The following is a 20,567-nucleotide window of genomic DNA, read 5'->3' on the forward strand; positions in this document are numbered from 1 at the left end:
CACGCTGCCAGCCCGAGCGAGGCACCCGAGCTGTGAAAGAGTTTCTGATTCAACGCTACCGGCCCGATCCGACGGGCCCCGTTATCCGGCCCACCCTGCTTCGGGTGGATGACGATGGCCGGATCATCCAGGCTGATCGCCATGCAGAAACCATGTTTGGCTACGACATCAGCGATCTGACCGGGCAGAAAGTCCAGCATATTCTGGCTTCCCGCCAGGACGATCCCTTCGCCCCCGCCCACCGACACCGGCTCGACAATGGCCAGACAGTGCTGGTGACGTTCCGCCACAAGGATGGCTTTTTCTTTACTGCCCTGCTCGGGCTGCGAATGGAGATCCGGGATTCAGACCAGGCCGCTACCGCCTCGATTACCCTCAGGGACAGCGATGCCATGGATAGCCGGATTCAACGACTGGCGGAGCAGAATGCCGGCTTTGGTCTCTGGGAACTGGACATGCCCAGCAACGAAATCAGCTGGTCCGAGGGCATGTATCGCCTGTTGGAGCTCAAACCCGGCAGCGAACTGACGCCTGAACAGGCGCTGTTTTACTGCCAGACAGGCCAGAACCGGGTACGAGCGATGTTCAGGCGCTGCATCCGCACCGGCCAGCCGTTTAGCATGGACCTGACCATTCTCACCAGCCGGCAACGGCCACAACGGGTTACTCTGGCGGGCCGTGCTCTGAAGAACGGCGGCCGGGTGCAAAAACTCGGCGGCGTGATGGTCAACCACAGCGAGGCGATGGTCCACGATCTGGAAAAACAACAGGCTCAGCAGATTCTTCAAGCCACGACCGCCGCATCCTCTGATCTTGTGGTGGCCATCGACACCGAGTTCAGGCTGCTGCATTTCAACACCCCCTGGTGCCAGCAGTTTCAACACGCCTTTGACCTGACGCCAAAGACCGGAGACAACCTGCGCAGCCTTCTGAAGGACTTCCCCAATGAGCGGAGACTGATCGAACGGCTATGGCAACGGGCCTTCGACCGTGAGCATTTTGTGGCAGAAATGCCCCTGAACCGCCAGGGAGAGGGACTGCCGATTTACGAGTTTCACTTCCAGAGCATCCGCGGAGACCGGGGTGAGGTCACCGGGGCCGTTCATGTCGCACGGGATATCAGCAACCGGATCCAGCACACCAGCAACAGCGATTACCGCATGCGACACGATCCGGTCACCGGGCTGATGAATCGCCGTTCCTTCATCGAACACCTGGAACGGGCCATGGGCCATCGCCACAAACGCCAGAGCACCGACGGCCTGCTGTTTCTGGACCTGGACAACTTCGAACAGTTCAACGAGGACGCTGGCAGCGGCACCTGCGACCGCTACCTGCGGGAACTGGCCGCCATGCTCGGGCTGCGCGTACGACAGCGTGATGCTCTGGCACGACTGGCCGGCGATACCTTTGCGCTGTTCATCGAGAATTGCCCGGAACCCAGAGCGAGAAAGATCGCCGAGGAAATCCGCGAACAGATTGCCCAGTTCAAGTTTGAATGGCAGGGGCAAACGCTGCAGACCAGCACCAGCGGTGGTCTGCTGATTCTGGACAGTGAGTTGCCGGAGCGGGCCGACACGCTGCTCACACAGGCTGCAGACCTGTGCCATACCGCCAAGACCTCAGGCCGGAACCGGATCCACACTGCCCATGCGCTACCGGATGCCGCCGGCGATACCGGCACAGACAAGCAGATGGAACAGCTGCGCCAGGCTCTGGACCAGCATCAACTGATCCTTGAGTTCCAGGCCCTGAAGCCGGTGGCGAGTGTGACCTGGGGCGACCATATTGAAATACTGTGCCGCATTCCCGGCCAGGAGCCGGACGACACCACCCTCCTGCCTGGACAGTTCCTGCCCCTGGCCGAGCGCTTTGACCTGGCCAAACGGCTGGACCGTCAGGTCATTCGTCAGACCCTGGACTGGCTGGGGCAGCACCGACTGCTGGAACCAAGGCTGAAATACTGCGGCTTCAACCTGTCTCTGGCCTCGGTACTGGATGACACCTTTTCCGATTTCATGGAACAGCTACTGGCACCCTCACCGTTCCGGGCGGAGTGCTTCTGCCTGGAGATCCGGGAAGCCCATGCCACCCAGTATCCGGACGAAGTGGCCGTGCTCTGCGATGCCCTGCATCGAATCGGTTGCCGAGTGGCGTTGGAGGGCGCTGGCGCCTCGGTGGAAAGCTACAGTCTGGCCGCCCACCTGCCGGTGGATATCATCAAACTGGACAGACGGGTGATGGATCATCTGGAAGATGACCCGGTTCAGCAAGTAATGGTGGATGCCCTGCATCGTATTGCAGAAGCCGCAGGCAAGGAGACCGTTGCCACCTTTATCGAGAGCGACGAGACCCTGAGAAAGGTCCGTACCCTGGGCATCCATTTTGGCCAGGGTTACCGGTTATCAAGACCCCGACCGCTGGCGGAGCTGAAGCCGGTGGGGGTTGAGCTGAGTACGGGCTGGATCGGCGGCTAAGTTATGTTGGGGGCAGGCTTCGTTCTACCCCGACCTCACACTGGGTCACTTTAGAACCGCTTCCGCGGCCGCTTACCAGCCCTCCATAGGGACGCCGTGTTCCCTGAGGTAGTCACCGTGTTTTTCGAGATAATTTCTGGTGCCTACCTCAAAATCATCCGGGTCACCCGGCACTTCCGTCGCCTGCATCCGCATCACCTCGATCTCATTGCCAATCTGGTTCGAAATCCAGACCACCACGGTACCGCCGGGCGCCAGGCCAATGGTCAGGAGGTTCCGGGGGCCTGAGCGCACATCAACCTGCGTAACATAGGTTGCGGGCTCCCGCATTCGGTCCAGCAGGTCTTCCGGCACCTGAATGATCTTGGTGTAATATTTCTGCTCCGCGTAGGAAAACCACTTGACCAGAATCAGTTCCGGAAAGGGGTCAGCTCTGCCCCCAGGCCCGGTTGGGCCACGGGCACCCTTCCAGCAGCACCCCACCGTGCCTATCGGCTGGCGCCAGCTCCGCTCCCCCGACTTCTCCAGGAACATATCAGTCACCCACACTTCATAGTGCTGTGGCGCCGCTATCCTGATCATCCAAAGAGTGTCGTCCGCCTTCGACCACGCCGAACAGCCGCTGCCCAACAGGGCGATGGCCATGACTCCCATGGCCAGAATTTTCTGAATCATTAGTCGCCCTCTGTCTGTGGATACACCAGGCGCTCGCCTGAAGGTGCTGGTGCATTGGGATGAAACCCCTGCAACTTCGCAGGCAAGCCCGCCACCATGGTCTCAATAGCGTTGTAGTGCGCCGAGTAATGGATATAGCGCTGGAGCAACAGATGCTCATATTCAGTAGCCAGTGAGGGGGCATCGCTCCCTTGTTCAACTTGCTCTAGAATTTGTTGCAGGATGGGGATCAGTTCCTCTGGCAGGGTATTGTCGGTTTTTTTGGTATCGATATCTTGCAGCGGCACACCGCTATCGGTGGCCAACCGATGCATCAACCTCACGGCCACCTGCGAATACTCCCCCCGCACCTGGCGCAGCATCCGCAACACCAGTTCTACCCGGCCATCCTGGGCCGGGTGCTCGTGGCGCAGGGTGACAATATCCAGCCGGGCTGGCCCTTCCGGGCCCTGGTCTTTCGGCCATGCCTGCAATTGCTCGGATTGCCGTACCGGCAGATTATATGGGCCAATCCAGCCTGCCGCCTCTATCTGTTGCCGCTTGGCCTCCAGGTTATCCCATTGGAGGGTTTGGTCCGGCCTGCTCAGCCGGTCGCGAGGCACCTGTAACCTGAGGCTTAACAGCACATCCTCTCGCTGGCTGTCGCCGTAGCCACCGCCAATATCGGAATGAACGCCCGGCAGGGAAATTTCCCGGAAGTTGGCCGGCAAGCTGCCGTCGCGGCTTCGCAGACTGTTCAGGGCAAAGTTCCTGCGGTGCTCATGGGCCGCGGTCAGGTGCACCGCCTGGCCCACCTTGCCTGGATCCAGGTACAACTCCACCGGGTGGTTGCGGTTGTTATGGGCCAACGCATCACCAGCAGCGAGGTTAACGATGGCGGCCACGGAGTCGAACAGCCCCACGAAGCGAATTTCTACCGTCTTCGGCCAGAGGATACCGCTGTCAGCCAGCATCTGGGCCAGCAGACCATTCTCCCCCTGATTTATCTCGTGTGCAGTATGGCGGCCAGCCGCCGCGCCCCGGCTGAAGCCGAACAGGTCCAACGTAAGTTTGTCGATGGGTTTGTCCAGACGGTCGGCGGGCAGGTTCTGCAAGACTTCTTTCACCCGCAAGGCCAGTTGCGAGAAAGCATAGTCCACCTGTGCGATAACGCCGGCCTCCCCCATGCCGGTGGCTGCGCTATACATCACATCATCCTCGCCAGTCTTGGTGCCAGCCCCAGGAGCATAAATTTTACGCCGGTAGGTGCTGGTACCCTCCTCCTCTTTTTCGTCTTCGACGTACAAATCCCAAAGCTTCGCCACATTGCTGGCCGCATTGGCGTAACTGTCGCCCAACATCAGACCCATCCGCCGCTCACACTCTTCCCGGCCGATGGTGTTATTTTCGTAGGGAATCAGGCACTCCTGCTCCAGCTGCTCAACGAAGGCCCGGGTATTGGCGGCGTTGTTCATGGTGCCATCGGTAAACAGGCCCACTTCCAGGTGTATCTTTGGGGCGGGTGCCTGAGAGGAGTCTGCCTTAGCGTCTTCGGTTGCGGATGCTGCAGACATCAACACGGGAGCCACCAGTGCGGAAGCCCCTAAGGGCAGGCTCAGCCGATGGTCATCCACGCTACCTTGAGCCGCCCGCTCCCGGCGCTGACGCTGCCGGTAGTTCATTGAGAACATGTTCACTTCCAGCGACCCGACACCCCAGGATTCGGATTGGCGCAACTGCTCGCAGGTGATGCCACAGTTGTTCAGCTCTGCTACTGCACACTCAATCTCAGATGGAACGTTCAGCCAACTGCCCTCTATCCGCCACTGGCCACCGGCAGGCAGACTGTTGTCTGGCCGCCAGGTCACCATCGGCGAGAAAGGCTTATTCCACTCCGAACAGACCAACATCAACTCGCCGTCTCTGACCGCCCGATGGACAGTTTCCGCTAGGTTCCGTCGGTCACCAGAGCCATACCTGAACAGCGATTGCATGCTTGAACGAAGATGGTTGTCCTGCTCAACCAGGAGGCGGGCCCTGTCGGCAGCAAAAAAAGGAGTTTCAACAAAGGGAATGTCGAGGACCTTCAATTCTGAAGGCCTGACCAGTTTCACAAAGCTCATCGTCAGCGTCCTTGTTGACGGTAGCAAGCAGGTAAAGTTAGCCGGACAATCCTAGCCGATATTGTGTATTTATGACAAAACCGCACCTTACGGTTTTGTCATAAACTTTTTTTCTAAACTGCCACGCCCATGACAGCCAATCGACTATGCCAGATTTTTCCGAGCGCGGGCCACCGCTGCACGTACCTGGTTTGGCGCAGTTCCACCCAGATGATCACGGGCCTGCACGGAACCTTCCAGGGTCAGCACGTCGAACACATCTTCGCCGATCACATCGGAGAACTGTTGAAGTTCCTCCAGCGTCATGTCTGACAGGTCACGACCTTCGGCGACACCGAAAGCAACTGACTTGCCGACAATCTCATGGGCATCACGGAACGGCACGCCTTTCTTGACCAGGTAATCAGCCAGATCCGTGGCGGTGGAGAAGCCCCGCTTGGCGGCTACCCGCATGTTGTCGGCCTTGGCCCTGATGGCCGGGATCATGTCGGCGTAGGCCTTCAGGCAGCCCTTGATGGTATCGACCGTGTCGAACAGCGGCTCTTTGTCTTCCTGATTGTCCTTGTTGTAGGCCAGCGGCTGGCTCTTCATCAGGGTCAGCAGGCTGATCAGATGGCCGTTTACCCGGCCGGTCTTGCCACGCACCAGCTCGGGTACATCCGGGTTTTTCTTCTGGGGCATGATCGAGGAACCGGTGCAGAACCGGTCCGGCAGGTCGATGAAATCGAACTGGGCGGAGGTCCAGAGCACAAGCTCTTCACTGAACCGGGACAGGTGGGTCATCAGCAGCGCGGCGAAACCGCAGAATTCAATGGCGAAATCCCGGTCGGAGACCGAATCCAGGCTGTTTTCAGTGGGCCGGTCAAAGCCCAGCAGTTCGGCGGTCAGATTGCGGTCAATCGGGTAAGTGGTGCCGGCCAGGGCAGCGGCCCCCAGAGGCATCACGTTCACCCGCTTGCGGCAATCCTGCAGACGATCGGCATCGCGCACCAGCATTTCGTACCAGGCCAGCAAATGGTGGCCAAAGGTAACCGGCTGGGCGGTCTGCAGGTGGGTAAAGCCGGGCATAATGGTGTCTGCCTCGCGCTCGGCCAGGTCCAGCAAGCCAGCCTGCAGGCGCGCCAGTTCCTCGGCAATCACGTCGATTTCATCGCGCAGATACAGCCGGATATCGGTGGCCACCTGATCATTCCGGCTGCGGCCGGTATGCAGTTTCTTGCCGGTGATGCCGATGCGATCGGTGAGCCGGGCTTCGATGTTCATGTGCACATCTTCCAGGCTGACGGACCATTCGAAGCGCCCGGCTTCGATGTCTTCCTTCACGCCCTTCAGGCCGTCGATGATCTGGTCGCGCTCGGCGTCCGTCAGCACACCCACCTTCGCCAACATGGTGGCATGGGCGATGGAGCCGGTAATATCATGATGATACAGGCGCTGGTCGAAGCCCACCGAGGCGGTGAAGCGTTCAACAAAGGCATCGGTAGGCTCGCTGAAGCGGCCACCCCAGGGTTTTTCGGAGGATGTGGTCTGGTCAGACTTTTTCTGATCCGTCATGGTCTATCTTTCCTGCTGACAGCCCGGCATCATCATGCCGGCAATGGATAAGTTAAAAGTTGCGGCAGTATAGCATTCCGGCCCCGGTTAAGGAGACTCCCCTGAAACCCGACAAAGGCATGAACCACAAGGACACCGACAGCTTCTACGTGCCCGATCTGTGTCGTGTGCGGGCCGTGTTCATGCTGTTGATTACCAGCGAACTGCTGGTTCTGGTGCTGGCCATCGTGCAGGCACAGAACAGCTGGATCGACTGGAACTACTTCGGTCTGCTGTCCCTGTTCGTGCAATGGACCACCCTCACCAGCGCCGCACTGATCTGTCTGTTGCGCCCCCGCCTGGCCCGCATGAGCAACAGCCGCGCCACGATGACCATCGCCGCCATTGTCTTGCTGGACGTACTGGCGTTCAGCCTGTTTGCCGACAGCGTATTGCACCCGCAGCCGGGCGTGGCGCTCTGGCAGGGCATTGCCAAGAAGCTGTTACTGGCACTGCTGATTGTCCTGATGGTGCTGCGTTATTTTTACCTTCAGCACCAGTGGCAGCAACAGCGTGAGGCGGAAATGCAGGCCCGGCTGACCTCCTTGCAGGCCCGGATCCAGCCACACTTTCTGTTTAACAGCATGAACACCATTGCCAGCCTGATTGCCACCAATCCGGAGCAGGCGGAAGAAGCAGTGCTGGATCTGTCGGAACTGTTCCGGGCCAGCCTGCGCACCGACGACCAGCTCATTCCCCTGAACCGTGAGCTGGAACTGTGCCAGCGCTACCTGGCGATTGAGTCTCTGAGACTGGGGGAACGCCTGCAACTGGAGTGGGATATTCAACCCGGGCTCGGGCAACAGGTAATACCACCCCTGACACTGCAGCCGCTGGTGGAAAATGCCATCTATCACGGCATTCAGCCGCGGCCGGAAGGCGGTGTCGTCCGGGTCGAAGTATCGGCCAAGGATCACTTTGTCTACCTTCTGGTGCAGAATCCCGCGCCGGAATCTACGGAACGCCAGCATCAGGGCAACCGGGTCGCCCTGAGTAACACCCAGGCCAGACTACAGGCACTGTTTGGCGAACCGGCCGTGCTCAAACACAGTCGCCAGGGCAATACCTACACCGTCACCCTTCGCCTGCCCCGGCGCAGCATCAACACCAGCAACCGTCAGTCACGAAACAGGCCATGAATACCGAAGACAGCAAACGCGTACTGATTGCCGATGACGAACCCCTCGCCCGCCAGCGCATTCAGCGCCTGCTGGAAGCCCTGCCGGATTACCGGGTTTGTGGCGAAGCGGTGGATGGCAACGACACCTTGCGCAAAGTGGCCGAACTGGAACCGGATATCCTGCTGCTGGACATCCGTATGCCCGGCATGGATGGCATGGAGGCAGCCGACCAGCTCAGCAAGCTCCACAATCCGCCCGCAGTGATTTTTTGTACCGCCTATGACCACTATGCCATCCAGGCGTTCGAGGTTCGCGCCGTCGCCTATCTGCTCAAACCGGTCCGGCGTGAGGCGCTGGCCGATGCTCTGGCCCGGGCCGGCAAGCTGAACCGGGTACAGAGGCAAGCCCTGGCGCAAAGTACCGATGCCGGTAACGACCAACTGGCGGTGCGCACGCACCGAGGCACCGAACTGATCGACCTGTCAGATCTGTACTACTGTGAGGCCGACCAGAAGTACGTGACTCTGCACCACCGCCACGGCGAGACGGTGTGCGACTACACCCTGAAAGAACTGGAGCAGGCTTACCCGGATCACCTTCTGCGCGTCCACCGACACACACTGGTTGGCGTGCGCTTTATCCAGGGGCTGCGGCGGTCGTCCGATGGACAGAATCAGCTGGCACTGAAAGGCAATGCCACCCTGCTGCCGGTCAGCCGCCGCCATGCCAGTACGGTCCGCCAATGGTTACACGAACACCAACCCTCCCCCTGAGGGGGTAGGCGGGGGTTCACCGCGGGACTTTTTTTCTGCCACAAGGTAACCTTGGGGCACATTTTCCCGAACGACAGTGAGTGACATGTCCAAACGTACCCTTCGCATTGCAACCCGCAGCAGCGCACTGGCGCTGTGGCAGGCGGAATTCATCAAGGCCGAGCTGGAAAGGCTGCATGACAACGTTGACGTTGAACTGATCAAGATCAAGACCCAGGGCGACAAGATCCTGGACGTCCCCCTGGCCAAGATCGGCGGCAAGGGCCTGTTCGTGAAGGAGCTCGAAGAAGCCATGCTGGACGGCCGTGCCGATCTGGCCGTGCATTCCATGAAAGACGTGCCCATGGAATTCCCCGAGGGCCTGGGGCTGGTCGCCATTTGCGAGCGTGAAGACCCCACCGATGCCTTCGTCAGCAATCAGTATGAACACATCGACCAGCTGCCTGAGGGCGCGGTAGTAGGCACCGCCAGCCTGCGTCGGGAAGCCCAACTGCGGGCCAACCGCCCGGATCTTCAGATCAAGGTACTGCGTGGCAACGTGAATACCCGGTTGGCGAAACTCGATGCCGGTGAATACGACGCCATTGTACTGGCCAGCTCCGGCCTGAAGCGTCTCGGCTTCCACGACCGTATCCGTTACTGTCTGCCAGACACGTTTTCCCTGCCAGCCGTTGGCCAGGGTGCTTTGGGCATCGAATGCCGGGTCGGTGACACGGAACTTCTGGAGCTGATTGACCCGCTCAATCACACCGACACCTGGGACCGCGTCAGCGCTGAGCGGGCGCTGAACCGTCGCCTTGAAGGCGGTTGCCAGGTGCCCATTGCCGCCTATGCCCTGCTGGAAGACGATAACACCCTGTGGCTGCGGGGCCTGGTTGGCGCAGTCGATGGTACCCAGATTTTCCGGGTGGAAGGCCGTGCCCCGCGCGCCGAAGGTGAACGCCTGGGCCGTGAACTGGCAGAACAGCTGCTGTCCATGGGGGCCGACAAGGTGCTGGCTGAAATCTATGGCCACACCCCACGCTGAGTTTCAGCAACCGTCTGAACTCCAGGGCCGGCGTGTATTGATCTGCCGGCCCGAGCCCGAAGCCAGCCGCCTCGCCGAGGCCTTTCGTAAGGCCGGTGCCGATGCCCGGGTGATGCCGATGATGGCGCGCGAGCCTTTACCGGAAACCCCGGAGCAGCGCGGCATCCTGCAGCAGCTGGACAACTTTTCCCACATCATCGCGGTCAGCCCCTATGCCGCCCGCCGGCTGATGGAGGAAATCGACCACTGGTGGCCTCAACTTCCCGCCGGCCTGCAATGGTACGGAGTGGGCGCCGGCACCGCCGCGGTCTTTCGCGAACATGGCCTGAAACCGAGAATGCCCGCCGAAGGCTGGACCAGCGAAGCGTTGCTGGCGCTGCCATCACTGCAGCGCGTTGACGGAGAGAAAGTTCTGCTGGCTCGGGGCGAGCATGGCCGGGAACTGATTCGTGAGAGCCTGGCGCAACGGGGCGCACGGATTACCACCCTGCCCCTGTACCGGCGCGTGCTGCCGTACTATTCTGCAAAACAGGTGAAGGCTCTGGTTGCCGACTTCCACCCCGAGGTGGTGATTGCGCTTTCCGGCGAAACCCTGAACAATCTGGTGAAGCTGGGCCACAGATACCAATTGGCTCTGACGCCCGACATAATCGTAGTACCTGCGGAGCGTGTAGCGGAACAGGCGCGCGCGCTGGGCTTCCGCAAGCCACTGGTGCCCGGTAGCCTGAACGATGACGACCTGGTCATCAGTGTTGCTTCCTGCCTGTCGCAGGAGGCCGGTGACAACGGATAACCAAGTAAGGATGCCCGTGACTGAAACAACAAAACAACTCCCCGCTCCCGTACAACCCGCCAGGCCAGAACGCCCACGCTTGTGGCCAGTGTGGATTGTGGCGGTTCTCGCGCTGATTCTGGCGATTGCCCTTGGGCTCTGGAACTGGCAACAGTGGCAGAAGCACCAGGCCACCCTGCAGGTGGTTCAGGACCTCCGGCAGGATACCAACCAGCTGGAAAGCCTTTACGGCAACCGCGGCAGCGAACAGAGCGAGCGGCTTCAGGCACTGGAAAACCGCGTGGCGGAACAGCGGGAGCTGATTGCCACCCAGCAACGCCAGATCGATCACACCGCCCGCGAATTGCTGGAAGCCGGCAACCGCACCCGCACCGACTGGCTGCTGGCGGAAGCCGAATATCTGCTGCGTATTGCCAACCAGCGCCTGCTGATTGAAAAAGACATCCGCGGTTCACTGTCCGCCTTGGAATCGGCCGACGAGGTGTTGCGGGAATCCGACGATATCGGGGTTTATCCGGTACGCCAGCAACTGGCACGGGAAATCCAGTCCTTGAGAGGCATTCAGGGTGTCGACCGCACCGGGCTATACCTGAGACTGGAGGCTGCCATCGCCAGCGTCAACGATCTCACCGACCAGGCCCTGATCAGTGATCAGGCGCCGGGATTCGACATGGTCGAAGACCAGAATGCGCCGTCTGACGGCAGCAACATGTTCACCAGAGGCTGGAACCGGTTCCTGGGCACCCTCAAGGAAGTCGTTGTGATCCGCCGGATGGACGAACCGGTAAAACCCCTGTTGTCTCCGGACCAGAGCGCCTGGGCCCGTCTCAACCTGCAACTGATGCTGGAAGAAGCTGAAATGGCGGTCTTGCGGGGCAATCAGCCACTGTATGAACGCGCTCTGAACAAGGCCATCACCACCATCAACGACTGGTATGACGGCACCAACCCGGCCATTCGCGGGCTCAACGAGACCCTGAACGAACTGGCCGAGCGCAACGTAGACCCCGAACTGCCGGATATCAGCCAGTCCCTGAGCCTGCTGAAGGAGCGGTTGGCGGGGCGCCTGGCCACAGGCGACAACGATGCCGACAGCAAGGCGGCCAACGGGGGCGATGAGTCATGATCCGCGTATTGCTGATCCTGCTGCTTGCCCTTCTGGTGGGCACCGGGCTTTCCCTGGGGTTGACCTACGACCTGGGCTATATCCGCATCAGCCTGGGCAACTACCTGATTGAAACCAATTTCTGGGTCGGGTTGGGGCTGATTCTGGTGATCATCCTGCTGACCGTCACCCTCATCAACACGGTGCGCCGCTTCCGCCAGGGCACCGGTGTGATGGCGGGTTGGATTGCCCGCGGTAATGAGCGCCGGGCCCGGCGCCGGACCACACGAGGCCTCCTGGCTCTGGCCGAAGGCAACTGGCCCCGCGCCCGTAAGCTACTGTCCAGCTCTGCCAGCCATGCCGACACCCCCCTGATCAACTATCTCGCGGCGGCCCAGGCCGCGTTCGAGTCCGGCGACCATGAAGCGGTCGATGAACTGCTGCGCAAGGCCTTTGAAAGCACACCTGGCTCCAGCATGGCGGTGGGGTTGACCCAGGCCCAGCTGCAACTGGCCGGCAACCGGCCCGAGCAGGCTTTGGCGACCCTGCTGCGCCTACGCAAGGAATCTCCACATCACCCGTTTGTCCTCAAGCTGCTGAAGAACGCCTATCTGCGTCTGGAGGACTGGCGCGAGCTGTCCCGTCTTATTCCGGAACTGCGCAAGCGCAGTGTGGTGCCAGAGAGCGAACTGAACGAACTGGAACGTCAGGTCTGGCAAAACCTGCTGGAACAGGCCGCCGAGGAATGCCAACGCAGCCGCAAGGAAAACCCCGAAGCCAGCCTGGAACCGCTGACTCGCCTGTGGGACGAACTGCCGGGCTTTGTGCGCCGGGATGAGTACACCATCCGCGACTACGCCCGACTGCTGGCGGGACTGGGTGATGAGGCCCAGGCAGAAACGCTGCTGAGAAAGGTACTGCGTAACCACTGGAGCGACGAGCTGATCAACCTGTATGGCCGGATTCAGGGTCAGGATCCGGAGGAACAGCTATTGATTGCCGAACAGTGGCTGAAACATCGCACCAACAACCCCGAGCTGTTGCTGGCACTGGGCCGGCTCAGCCTGCGTAATGAGCTGTGGGGAAAAGCACGGGAGTACTTTGAAACCAGTCTGAAATTACGCCGTAATCGTGAAACCCTCGCGGAGCTGAGCCGGCTGAATGCCCATATGGGCGAGGAAGAAGCCAGCATCAAGCTTCTGATGCAGGGGCTGGAAACCGACCATGGCCTGCCCGACCTGCCCATGCCCCGGGCCTGAGACTTCGCAGTCTTTGATTCAGACAATCAACAAGGGCCGGCAAATTGCCGGCCCTTGTTGATAGCGCCCACTGAAACTGTCAGCTGCGGGGAGCATACTCCAGAACATCCGAGAAAAAGGCCTGCTCCGGAAGGCCAGCCTCCACCAGCGCATCCATCAGGGTATACACCATGGTGGGCGAGCCACTGGCATGAACTTCCACGTCCTGCCAATCGAACCCTGAAGCCAGCACAGCCCTGACCAGTTGGTCGTGGTGACCGCCCCAGTCATTGTCTTCATCGTCTCCCACCACCGGCAAAAAGCTGAACGGCGCCCACTCCTCCTGCCACTGCTGCGCGAGAGAACGCAGGTACATGTCCTCGTGCTTGCGCACGCCCCAGAACAGTTTGACTGGCTTCTGGTAACGGGTTTCCCGCAGGTAATCCACCAGGCTTTTCATCTGGGCAAAACCGGTACCTGCCGCCACCAGCAGCAGGGGTTTGTCCGGCATACTGGCCAGGCAGGCCTTGCCATGGGGCAGTTCCACCGTCACATCCTGGCCGGAAGTCAGCGCATCGATGACTTTCTGGGCCGAGATCCAGTCGGGCGACGCCTGGATGTGCAGTTCGATCTGCTCTGCTGAGGGGCTGCTGGCAATCGAGAAATAGCAGGGGTCAGCTCCGGGCAGAATCACCGACAGATACTGCCCGGCATGGAAAGCCACATCCCTCCGCCGGGGAAGCTGCAAGGCCACCCGGTACACATCGTGACTGATGGAACGTACGTCGATTACCTTCGCCTGGTACTGGCGGGGCTGGTAATTTCCTGATGCCATAACGGCGGGTATCTCCAGTTCAAGGTCGGCGAGCGACCGTGTCCGACACATCATCAGTGGCTCGCCAACCGCGATAGAATGTTGATTTCGGGTATTCAGCGCCCGACCTTTCAGCAACCGGGCCTCACAGATTTCGCACACGCCGTTTCGGCAGGCTGCCGGCACCCGTATTCCGGCTGCGGTCGCTGCAGACAACAGGTCTTCAGCCTGATCCGCACCATAACCAAGCCCCGATGGCTGCAGGCGTATCCGAAACACTCTCTGCCCCCTTGTCAGTCGGGGCGGGCACCGGGAATTTCAATCCCCAGGCTGTCCCAGATGTCATCCACCCGCTGTTTAACCTCATCGGTCATGGCGATGGCAGTGCCCCACTCCCGGTCGGTCTCTCCGGGCCACTTGTTGGTGGCGTCCATCCCCATCTTCGAGCCGAGCCCAGACACCGGCGAGGCAAAGTCCAGATAGTCAATCGGGGTGTTTTCCACCAGGGTGGTGTCCCGGGCCGGATCCATCCGCGTAGTAATGGCCCAGATCACGTCTTCCCAGTTACGGGCATTGACGTCGTCATCGGTGACAATCACAAACTTGGTGTACATGAATTGCCGCAGAAATGACCATACCCCCATCATCACCCGTTTGGCATGGCCGGGATACTGCTTCTTCATGGTGACGACGGCAAGCCGGTAGGAACAGCCTTCCGGCGGCAGATAGAAATCGACAATTTCCGGAAACTGCTTCTGCAGGATTGGAATGAACACCTCGTTCAGCGCCACTCCGAGAATCGCCGGCTCGTCCGGTGGCCGGCCAGTATAGGTGCTGTGATAGATCGGATCCCGGCGGTGGGTAATGCGTTCCACGGTAAACACCGGGAACTGATCCACTTCGTTGTAATACCCGGTGTGATCACCAAACGGCCCTTCCGGCGCCATATCGTCCGGGTAGATAAAGCCTTCCAGTACAATCTCGGCACTGGCCGGTACCTGAAGATCGCTCAGGCCCGCATTCACCAGTTCCGTTCGACTCCCTCGCAGCAATCCTGCAAAAGCATATTCAGACAGCGTATCCGGCACCGGGGTAACGGCACCCAGAATGGTGGCCGGATCAGCACCCAGTGCGACCGCAACCGGATAGGGCTTGTCCGGGTTGGCCTTACGGAACTCCTGGTAATCCAGGGCGCCCCCCCGATGGCTGAGCCAGCGCATAATCAGACGGTTACGACCAATCACCTGCTGCCGGTAGATACCCAGGTTCTGACGTTCCTTGTTGGGGCCACGGGTAATCACCAGCGGCCAGGTCACCAGAGGACCGGCGTCACCCGGCCAGCAGTGCTGGACCGGTATCTGGTACAGATCCACCTTGTCTTTTTCAATCACTACATCCTGGCAGGGTGCCGAGCGCAACACCTTGGGGCTCATGCGCATGACCTGCCGGAATAATGGCAGTTTTTCAATGGCGTCCTTGAAGCCCTTGGGGGGATCCGGCTCTTTCAGAAACGCCAGCAGCTTGCCAATCTCCCGCAACGCTGCCACATCGTCCTGCCCCATGCCCAGTGCCACCCGTTTCGGTGTTCCGAACAGGTTGGCCAACACCGGCATATCGTAGCCTTTCGGATTCTCGAACAACAACGCCGGACCACCGGCACGCAGGGTGCGGTCGCAGATTTCGGTCATTTCCAGGTGGGGGTCAACTTCGGCAGTAATGCGCTTGAGCTCACCCAGCTTTTCCAGCTGGCTGACAAAGTCCCGAAGGTCGTTGTATTTCATGGTGTGCTCCGTTTCTGGTCTACGGTACTACGGAGTTTTTTCTGGTCTGGATTCAGACCTGAGTTCAGGTATTGGCCTGAGCAGCTTGAATGCTGGGGAGGGAATCCGCCCCGACCAGCCGGACATTCCATAAGAATGCCCGCCGGTCGGAAATCGGAGTCAGTATCACCGACGCTTCATGGACTGGAAGAACTCGTCGTTGGTCTTGGTGTCCCTGAGTTTATCCAGCAGGAACTCGATGGCGGCGGTATCGTCGTCCATGGAGTGCAGTAGTTTGCGCAGAATCCACACACGCTGGATGTCGGCTTCGGACATCAACAGGTCTTCGCGGCGAGTGCCGGAGCTGCGGATGTTGATGGCCGGGTATGTCCGTTTTTCGGCAATCTTGCGATCCAGATGGATCTCCATGTTGCCGGTGCCCTTGAACTCCTCGTAGATCACCTCGTCCATCTTGGAACCGGTATTCACCAGCGCGGTCGCAAGAATGGTCAGGCTGCCACCTTCTTCCACATTACGGGCAGCACCGAAGAAACGCTTGGGCTTTTCCAGGGCGTGGGCATCAACACCACCGGTCAACACCTTACCGGAGGAAGGAATGACCGTATTGTAGGCACGGGCCAGACGGGTTATGGAGTCCAGCAGAATAACCACATCTTTCTTGTGCTCGACCAGGCGCTTGGCCTTTTCGATCACCATCTCGGCCACCTGCACGTGACGGGCCGGCGGCTCGTCAAAAGTGGAGGCGATGACTTCGCCGCGCACAGTGCGCTGCATCTCGGTCACTTCCTCTGGCCGCTCGTCAATCAGCAGAACCATTACATGGCACTCTGGATTGTTACGGGTGATGGACTGGGCAATGCTCTGCATCAGCAGCGTCTTACCGGCCTTGGGCGGGGATACGATCAGGCCTCGCTGCCCCTTACCAATGGGCGCCACCAGGTCCAGAACCCGTGAGGAGAGATCCTCAGTGCTGCCGTTACCAGCTTCAAGCGTCAGACGCTCATCCGGGAACAGCGGCGTCAGGTTCTCGAACAGAATCTTGTTGCGGGCGTTATCCGGCTTGTCAAAGTTGATCTCGTTGACTTTCAGCAGGGCAAAGTAACGCTCACCGTCTTTCGGGGGCCGGATCTTGCCCGAGATGGTGTCACCGGTGCGCAGGTTGAACCGGCGGATCTGGCTGGGGGAAACGTAAATATCGTCCGGCCCGGCCAGGTATGAGGCATCGGCGGAGCGGAGGAAGCCGAAACCATCCTGCAGAATCTCCAGTACACCGTCACCGTATATGTCTTCGCCGCTTTTGGCGTGTTTTTTCAGGATGGTGAAGATCACATCCTGTTTGCGCGAACGAGCCAGGTTGTCGAGGCCCATTTCTTGCGCGATATCGAGCAATTCGGGCACGGATTTCTGCTTGAGTTCAGTAAGATTCATAGTTTGTTGGATTTTCAGGAATGGAAGTAAACGACTGTTGGAATGACAGGGGCGCCCCTGAACGTGTTGATCGAATCAAAAATGAAACAAAGGTGCTGGCAGATGGAGCAACCGGTGTAGATGGAAGCCGGATATTAAATGCCGAAGCCAGAGAGTGGGAACAACTGTTCGCCGGGCAACGGCATCATCGGCCACCTTTAGCGCGAATGTCAAGCCCCTGAACAAAATTAAGCCGGTTTTTGGCATGGGGTTCACTCGTTCTGGGGCTCCCTCTGATGGGTTACTCCCTTCCCAACCACGCAGCAGATCAGGATACTGAGCCTATGATTGATGACAGACTTCCGGAGCCTACCCCATGAGCAGTGATCGCACCAGCGAACTGAAGCCCCTGAACATCGCCCTTCTGACCGTCTCGGACACCCGAGGCCCGGATGAAGACACGTCTGGCCAGTTTCTTGAGGACAGTGTTGTCGAGGCCGGTCACCGGCTGGTCGCCCGCCGCATCCTGCCGGATGACATCTACCTGGTCCGGGCCCTGATGTCACAATGGATTGCTGATCCGGAGATTCACGCCGCCATTATTACCGGCGGCACCGGCTTCCACGAACGTGACAGTACGCCGGAGGCGGTAGCGCCCCTGCTGGATAAAACCATCGACGGATTTGGTGAGGAGTTCCGGCGACTGTCCGCGTCTGAAATCGGCACCTCCACCATCCAGTCCCGGGCCTTTGGCGGCCTGGCCAACCATACGGTTATTTTCTGCCTGCCCGGCTCAACCGGGGCTTGCCGAACCGGCTGGAACGGCATTCTGGCAACCCAACTGGACAGTCGCCATGGCCCCTGTAACTTCTCTGCTCTGGCCCTGCGCAAGCCGGACCGCCCCTACCAGCGGGTTCAGGAAGTGATTGGCAAGCGTGCCGAGCGATAAACAGGAGGACACATGGTGGCTAACGATCTGACATCGGTTGACGATGCACTGCAACATATTCTTGACCGGGCGCCGGCCATCACCCGGACCGAAGCCGTTGCCTTAACGGACAGCCTCGGCCGGGTTCTGGCGGAGAACCAGTATGTTCCCGCGGATGTGCCGCCAGCGGATAACAGCGCCGTGGACGGCTATGCGGTATGTCTGGCCGATGTCGCCGCCGGCAAACCGATGTCCGTATCCGCCAGAATCCCGGCCGGCGTTGCCCCCGGAACACTGGCACCCGGCACAGCGGCACGGATTTTTACCGGCTCCGAGATTCCCGAAGGGGCCGATGCGGTCGTGATGCAGGAACGGGTGGAACGCACCGACGACATGATTCTGATCCAGGCCGAGGTTTCAGAGGGCCAGAACATTCGCAGGCAGGGCCAGGATCTTGCCCGGGGCGATCTGGCGCTGGCGAAGGGCAAGCGCATTCGCCCCCAGGAAATGGGCCTGCTGGCCTCCATGGGAATCAGCCAGGTTCCGGTCATGGGCCGGCTAAGAGTCGCGGTATTGACCACCGGTGATGAACTGGTGGAGCCGGGCCAGCCACTTGATTCTGGCCAGATATACAACACCAACCGATTTACCCTCATGGGCCTGTTGGCCGAGGCTGGCTGCGAGCTGGTTCTGTGCGAAACCCTTGAAGATACCCGGGAAGCTACCCGCAGCACGCTCGAGTCTGCTGCTGCCAAGGCCGACCTGATCATCACCAGCGGCGGCGTATCGGTCGGTGAGGAGGACCACGTTCGCGCGGTACTGGAGAAATCCGGCAAGCTGTCACTTTGGCGCATGGCAATCAAGCCCGGCAAACCACTGGCGTTTGGCGAAGTGGCAGGCATACCGGTACTCGGTTTGCCGGGCAATCCGGCAGCGGTCCTGGTCACTTTTCTGGTGGTGGCGATGCCTTACATTCGCAAACGCCAGGGCCGGCAGGACCTCCTTCCCGTGGGCGAATCTCTGCCCGCTGGGTTTGACGTAACCTCCACATCTGTCCGCCGCGAGTTTGTACGGGCCCGGAAGCAGGGTTCAGCAGCGGGTCTGGAGGTTGTCGCCTACCCCAACCAGAGCTCCGGCGTCCTGAGTTCCGCCTGCTGGGGCGACGGCCTGGCTGTGGTGCCGGAACACACGGCCATCCGCGCCGGCGATTTGATTACATACTATCCGTTCACCGAATTACTGAGTTAACGATGACAGAACCAACACTGACCGTGCGTTTTTTCGCCCGACTAAGAGAAGAGCTGGGTACCGAAAGCCTGACCCTGCCGGCATCAGAGCACCAGACGGTCGCGGACCTGCTTACCCACCTGGCCAGCCGGGGCGGTGCCTGGGCCCAGCTGACCGGTGGCCAACCGGTGATGGTGGCCATCAATCAGTCCATGGCAAAGCCGTCCAGCCCGGTACAGCCAGGGGATGAGGTAGCCTTTTTCCCACCGGTCACCGGAGGTTGAGATGATTTCAATCCAGACCGACGATTTCGATGCGGGTGCAGAATATGAGGCGCTTCGCGGGACCGGACCGGGCACCGGGGCCATTGTGACCTTCTCGGGTCTGGTGAGGGATTCCGGGGATCTGTCCGGGGTGACGGGGCTGTTTCTCGAGCATTATCCGGGGATGACCGAGCAGGTGATTCAGGGGCTGATTGATGAGGCGGGCCGGCGCTGGGATGTGCAGCGGGCCCGGGTGATTCACCGGGTCGGACGCTTGGCACTGGCTGACCAGATTGTGTTTGTAGGGGTTTGCAGTGCCCACCGGGGCGATGCGTTTGCGGCCTGTGAGTTCATTATGGACGCCTTGAAGACGTCGGCGCCGTTCTGGAAGAAGGAGATTACCCGCGAGGGTGAGCATTGGGTGGAGCAGAAAGAGTCTGATGTTGCCCGGAGTCGGAACTGGGAGTGAGGCGCTTATTGGAGTTTGCCGCCCGGCCACTGGTCTGGTGGGGCCTCCGAAAACCGCTGTGAATACGTCCCTGTACGCTTGCTCTCCGCCATCCATGGCTCCGAGCATTTTCGGAGGCCCCACCAGACCAGCGCCCTACGTATGCAGTCAGTTGATCCTGCAGCGATCGGATTAGCGTTCCAAATCCCTAAAATTGTTGCGATTCTTGAACACTTCGTCAGCTTCCGGACAATCTACCGCCACCGCCCCCACCGATTCGGCAAATCCCATCACCCGGCGGTTGTCCAACGCCAGCCAGCGGTCCAGCTCCACCATTACATTTACCGGATACACACCGTGCAACGGGTGCAGGCGGCCGTTATGTTCGGCAATAGCCGGGCGGTCGGGTTGGGTTTGCCAGGCGGTGACCAGGGCGCTGAGGGTTGCCGGGGTGATTCCCGGGGTGTCACAGGGGCAAACCAGCACGGCTTCGGCGCCCTGGACTTCCGCGGCTTTCAGGCCCGTGAGCAGGCCCGCCAGAGGGCCCTGGTCGCGTAGTTCAGGAGGATCCTCAAGGATACGGCCGGGAGCCAGGCGTTCGTAGTCCGGCAGCGAGCGGTTGGCGCTGACGAAGACGGCCGGGGTGATGGTCCTAAGGGCCTGCAGCACCCATTCGGCCATGGCTTTGCCTTGCCAGGGTACGAGGCCTTTGTCCTGGCCGCCCATGCGGGTGCCTTTGCCGCCTGCCAGGAGCAGGCCGATGATTCTGTCGGGTCGGGTCATGGCATAAAAAAA

Annotated in this window: 18 protein-coding genes; 11 read left to right on the forward strand and 7 right to left on the reverse strand. The window is 60.1% G+C overall.

The window, feature by feature from the left end; genetic code table 11:
- The first annotated feature begins 32 nt into the window (after positions 1-32).
- The gene (locus ARC85_RS06855; RefSeq protein WP_286714576.1) at positions 33-2,477 is read left to right on the forward strand and encodes an EAL domain-containing protein; all 2,445 of its coding nucleotides are present in this window, start codon (positions 33-35) and stop codon (positions 2,475-2,477) included.
- A 72-nt stretch (positions 2,478-2,549) separates the two neighbouring features.
- Here ARC85_RS06855 and ARC85_RS06860 read toward each other — a convergent pair whose 3' ends face one another.
- The 3 genes from ARC85_RS06860 to argH all read right to left on the reverse strand — a co-directional run bounded on the left by ARC85_RS06860 (position 2,550) and on the right by argH (position 6,808).
- Positions 2,550-3,152: a DUF2931 family protein gene (locus tag ARC85_RS06860; RefSeq protein ID WP_121208241.1), complete on the reverse strand. Its 603-nt coding sequence runs from the start codon at positions 3,150-3,152 to the stop codon at positions 2,550-2,552.
- Complete coding sequence (locus ARC85_RS06865) at positions 3,152-5,254, reverse strand: T6SS phospholipase effector Tle1-like catalytic domain-containing protein (protein ID WP_286714577.1); 2,103 nt, start codon at positions 5,252-5,254, stop codon at positions 3,152-3,154. The genes ARC85_RS06860 and ARC85_RS06865 overlap by 1 nt, the downstream gene beginning before the upstream one ends.
- Before the next feature lie 144 nt (positions 5,255-5,398).
- Positions 5,399-6,808, reverse strand: coding sequence for an argininosuccinate lyase (gene argH / locus ARC85_RS06870; protein WP_286714578.1), 1,410 nt, complete (start codon positions 6,806-6,808; stop codon positions 5,399-5,401).
- A gap of 59 nt (positions 6,809-6,867) precedes the next feature.
- Here argH and ARC85_RS06875 point away from each other — a divergent pair, with 59 nt between their 5' ends.
- The 6 genes from ARC85_RS06875 (at position 6,868) to ARC85_RS06900 (ending at position 12,925) form a co-directional block, all read left to right on the forward strand.
- The gene (locus tag ARC85_RS06875) at positions 6,868-7,986 is read left to right on the forward strand and encodes a sensor histidine kinase (RefSeq protein ID WP_011784034.1); all 1,119 of its coding nucleotides are present in this window, start codon (positions 6,868-6,870) and stop codon (positions 7,984-7,986) included.
- Positions 7,983-8,741, forward strand: a complete 759-nt coding sequence (locus ARC85_RS06880; RefSeq protein ID WP_011784033.1) for a LytR/AlgR family response regulator transcription factor — start codon at positions 7,983-7,985, stop codon at positions 8,739-8,741. Before ARC85_RS06875 ends, ARC85_RS06880 begins: the two co-directional genes overlap by 4 nt.
- An 85-nt stretch (positions 8,742-8,826) precedes the next feature.
- Positions 8,827-9,768 carry a hydroxymethylbilane synthase gene (gene hemC, locus ARC85_RS06885; protein WP_011784032.1) on the forward strand — a complete coding sequence of 314 codons (942 nt, stop codon included), beginning with the start codon at positions 8,827-8,829 and terminating at the stop codon, positions 9,766-9,768.
- Positions 9,749-10,561 (forward strand): uroporphyrinogen-III synthase, encoded by an 813-nt coding sequence (locus ARC85_RS06890; RefSeq protein WP_273031222.1) that lies wholly within the window; start codon positions 9,749-9,751, stop codon positions 10,559-10,561. The genes hemC and ARC85_RS06890 overlap by 20 nt, the downstream gene beginning before the upstream one ends.
- A 10-nt stretch (positions 10,562-10,571) precedes the next feature.
- Complete coding sequence (locus tag ARC85_RS06895; protein ID WP_206769614.1) at positions 10,572-11,687, forward strand: uroporphyrinogen-III C-methyltransferase; 1,116 nt, start codon at positions 10,572-10,574, stop codon at positions 11,685-11,687.
- A complete protein-coding gene (locus ARC85_RS06900) occupies positions 11,684-12,925 on the forward strand; it encodes a heme biosynthesis HemY N-terminal domain-containing protein (RefSeq protein WP_022992123.1) in 1,242 nt (413 codons plus the stop codon). The genes ARC85_RS06895 and ARC85_RS06900 overlap by 4 nt, the downstream gene beginning before the upstream one ends.
- Before the next feature lie 79 nt (positions 12,926-13,004).
- Here the strand turns inward: ARC85_RS06900 and ARC85_RS06905 are convergent, their stop codons facing one another.
- From ARC85_RS06905 to rho, 3 genes are all read right to left on the reverse strand, one after another.
- A complete protein-coding gene (locus tag ARC85_RS06905; RefSeq protein ID WP_272999260.1) occupies positions 13,005-13,997 on the reverse strand; it encodes a 2Fe-2S iron-sulfur cluster-binding protein in 993 nt (330 codons plus the stop codon).
- Positions 13,998-14,011: 14 nt separating this feature from the next.
- Positions 14,012-15,499 carry a 4-hydroxy-3-polyprenylbenzoate decarboxylase gene (ubiD, locus tag ARC85_RS06910; protein ID WP_011784027.1) on the reverse strand — a complete coding sequence of 496 codons (1,488 nt, stop codon included), beginning with the start codon at positions 15,497-15,499 and terminating at the stop codon, positions 14,012-14,014.
- Between the two features lie 165 nt (positions 15,500-15,664).
- Positions 15,665-16,927, reverse strand: a complete 1,263-nt coding sequence (rho, locus tag ARC85_RS06915; protein WP_023011768.1) for a transcription termination factor Rho — start codon at positions 16,925-16,927, stop codon at positions 15,665-15,667.
- A 355-nt stretch (positions 16,928-17,282) separates the two neighbouring features.
- On the opposite strand from rho, the gene moaB reads away from it, so the two are divergent.
- Genes moaB through ARC85_RS06935 form a run of 4 tightly spaced genes read left to right on the forward strand, consistent with a single transcriptional unit; the run spans position 17,283 to position 19,793 of the window.
- Positions 17,283-17,855 (forward strand): molybdenum cofactor biosynthesis protein B, encoded by a 573-nt coding sequence (gene moaB, locus ARC85_RS06920; RefSeq protein ID WP_183580079.1) that lies wholly within the window; start codon positions 17,283-17,285, stop codon positions 17,853-17,855.
- A gap of 12 nt (positions 17,856-17,867) precedes the next feature.
- The gene (locus ARC85_RS06925; RefSeq protein ID WP_022992120.1) at positions 17,868-19,082 is read left to right on the forward strand and encodes a molybdopterin molybdotransferase MoeA; all 1,215 of its coding nucleotides are present in this window, start codon (positions 17,868-17,870) and stop codon (positions 19,080-19,082) included.
- Between the two features lie 2 nt (positions 19,083-19,084).
- Positions 19,085-19,345 carry a molybdopterin converting factor subunit 1 gene (gene moaD / locus ARC85_RS06930; RefSeq protein WP_022992119.1) on the forward strand — a complete coding sequence of 87 codons (261 nt, stop codon included), beginning with the start codon at positions 19,085-19,087 and terminating at the stop codon, positions 19,343-19,345.
- Position 19,346: 1 nt separating this feature from the next.
- A complete protein-coding gene (locus ARC85_RS06935; RefSeq protein WP_273031232.1) occupies positions 19,347-19,793 on the forward strand; it encodes a molybdenum cofactor biosynthesis protein MoaE in 447 nt (148 codons plus the stop codon).
- A gap of 171 nt (positions 19,794-19,964) precedes the next feature.
- Here the strand turns inward: ARC85_RS06935 and mobA are convergent, their stop codons facing one another.
- Positions 19,965-20,555 (reverse strand): molybdenum cofactor guanylyltransferase MobA, encoded by a 591-nt coding sequence (gene mobA, locus ARC85_RS06940; protein ID WP_273031234.1) that lies wholly within the window; start codon positions 20,553-20,555, stop codon positions 19,965-19,967.
- Positions 20,556-20,567: the final 12 nt, after the last annotated feature.

It is taken from the genome of Marinobacter sp. tcs-11, assembly GCF_002049515.1.
GTDB lineage: Bacteria > Pseudomonadota > Gammaproteobacteria > Pseudomonadales > Oleiphilaceae > Marinobacter > Marinobacter nauticus.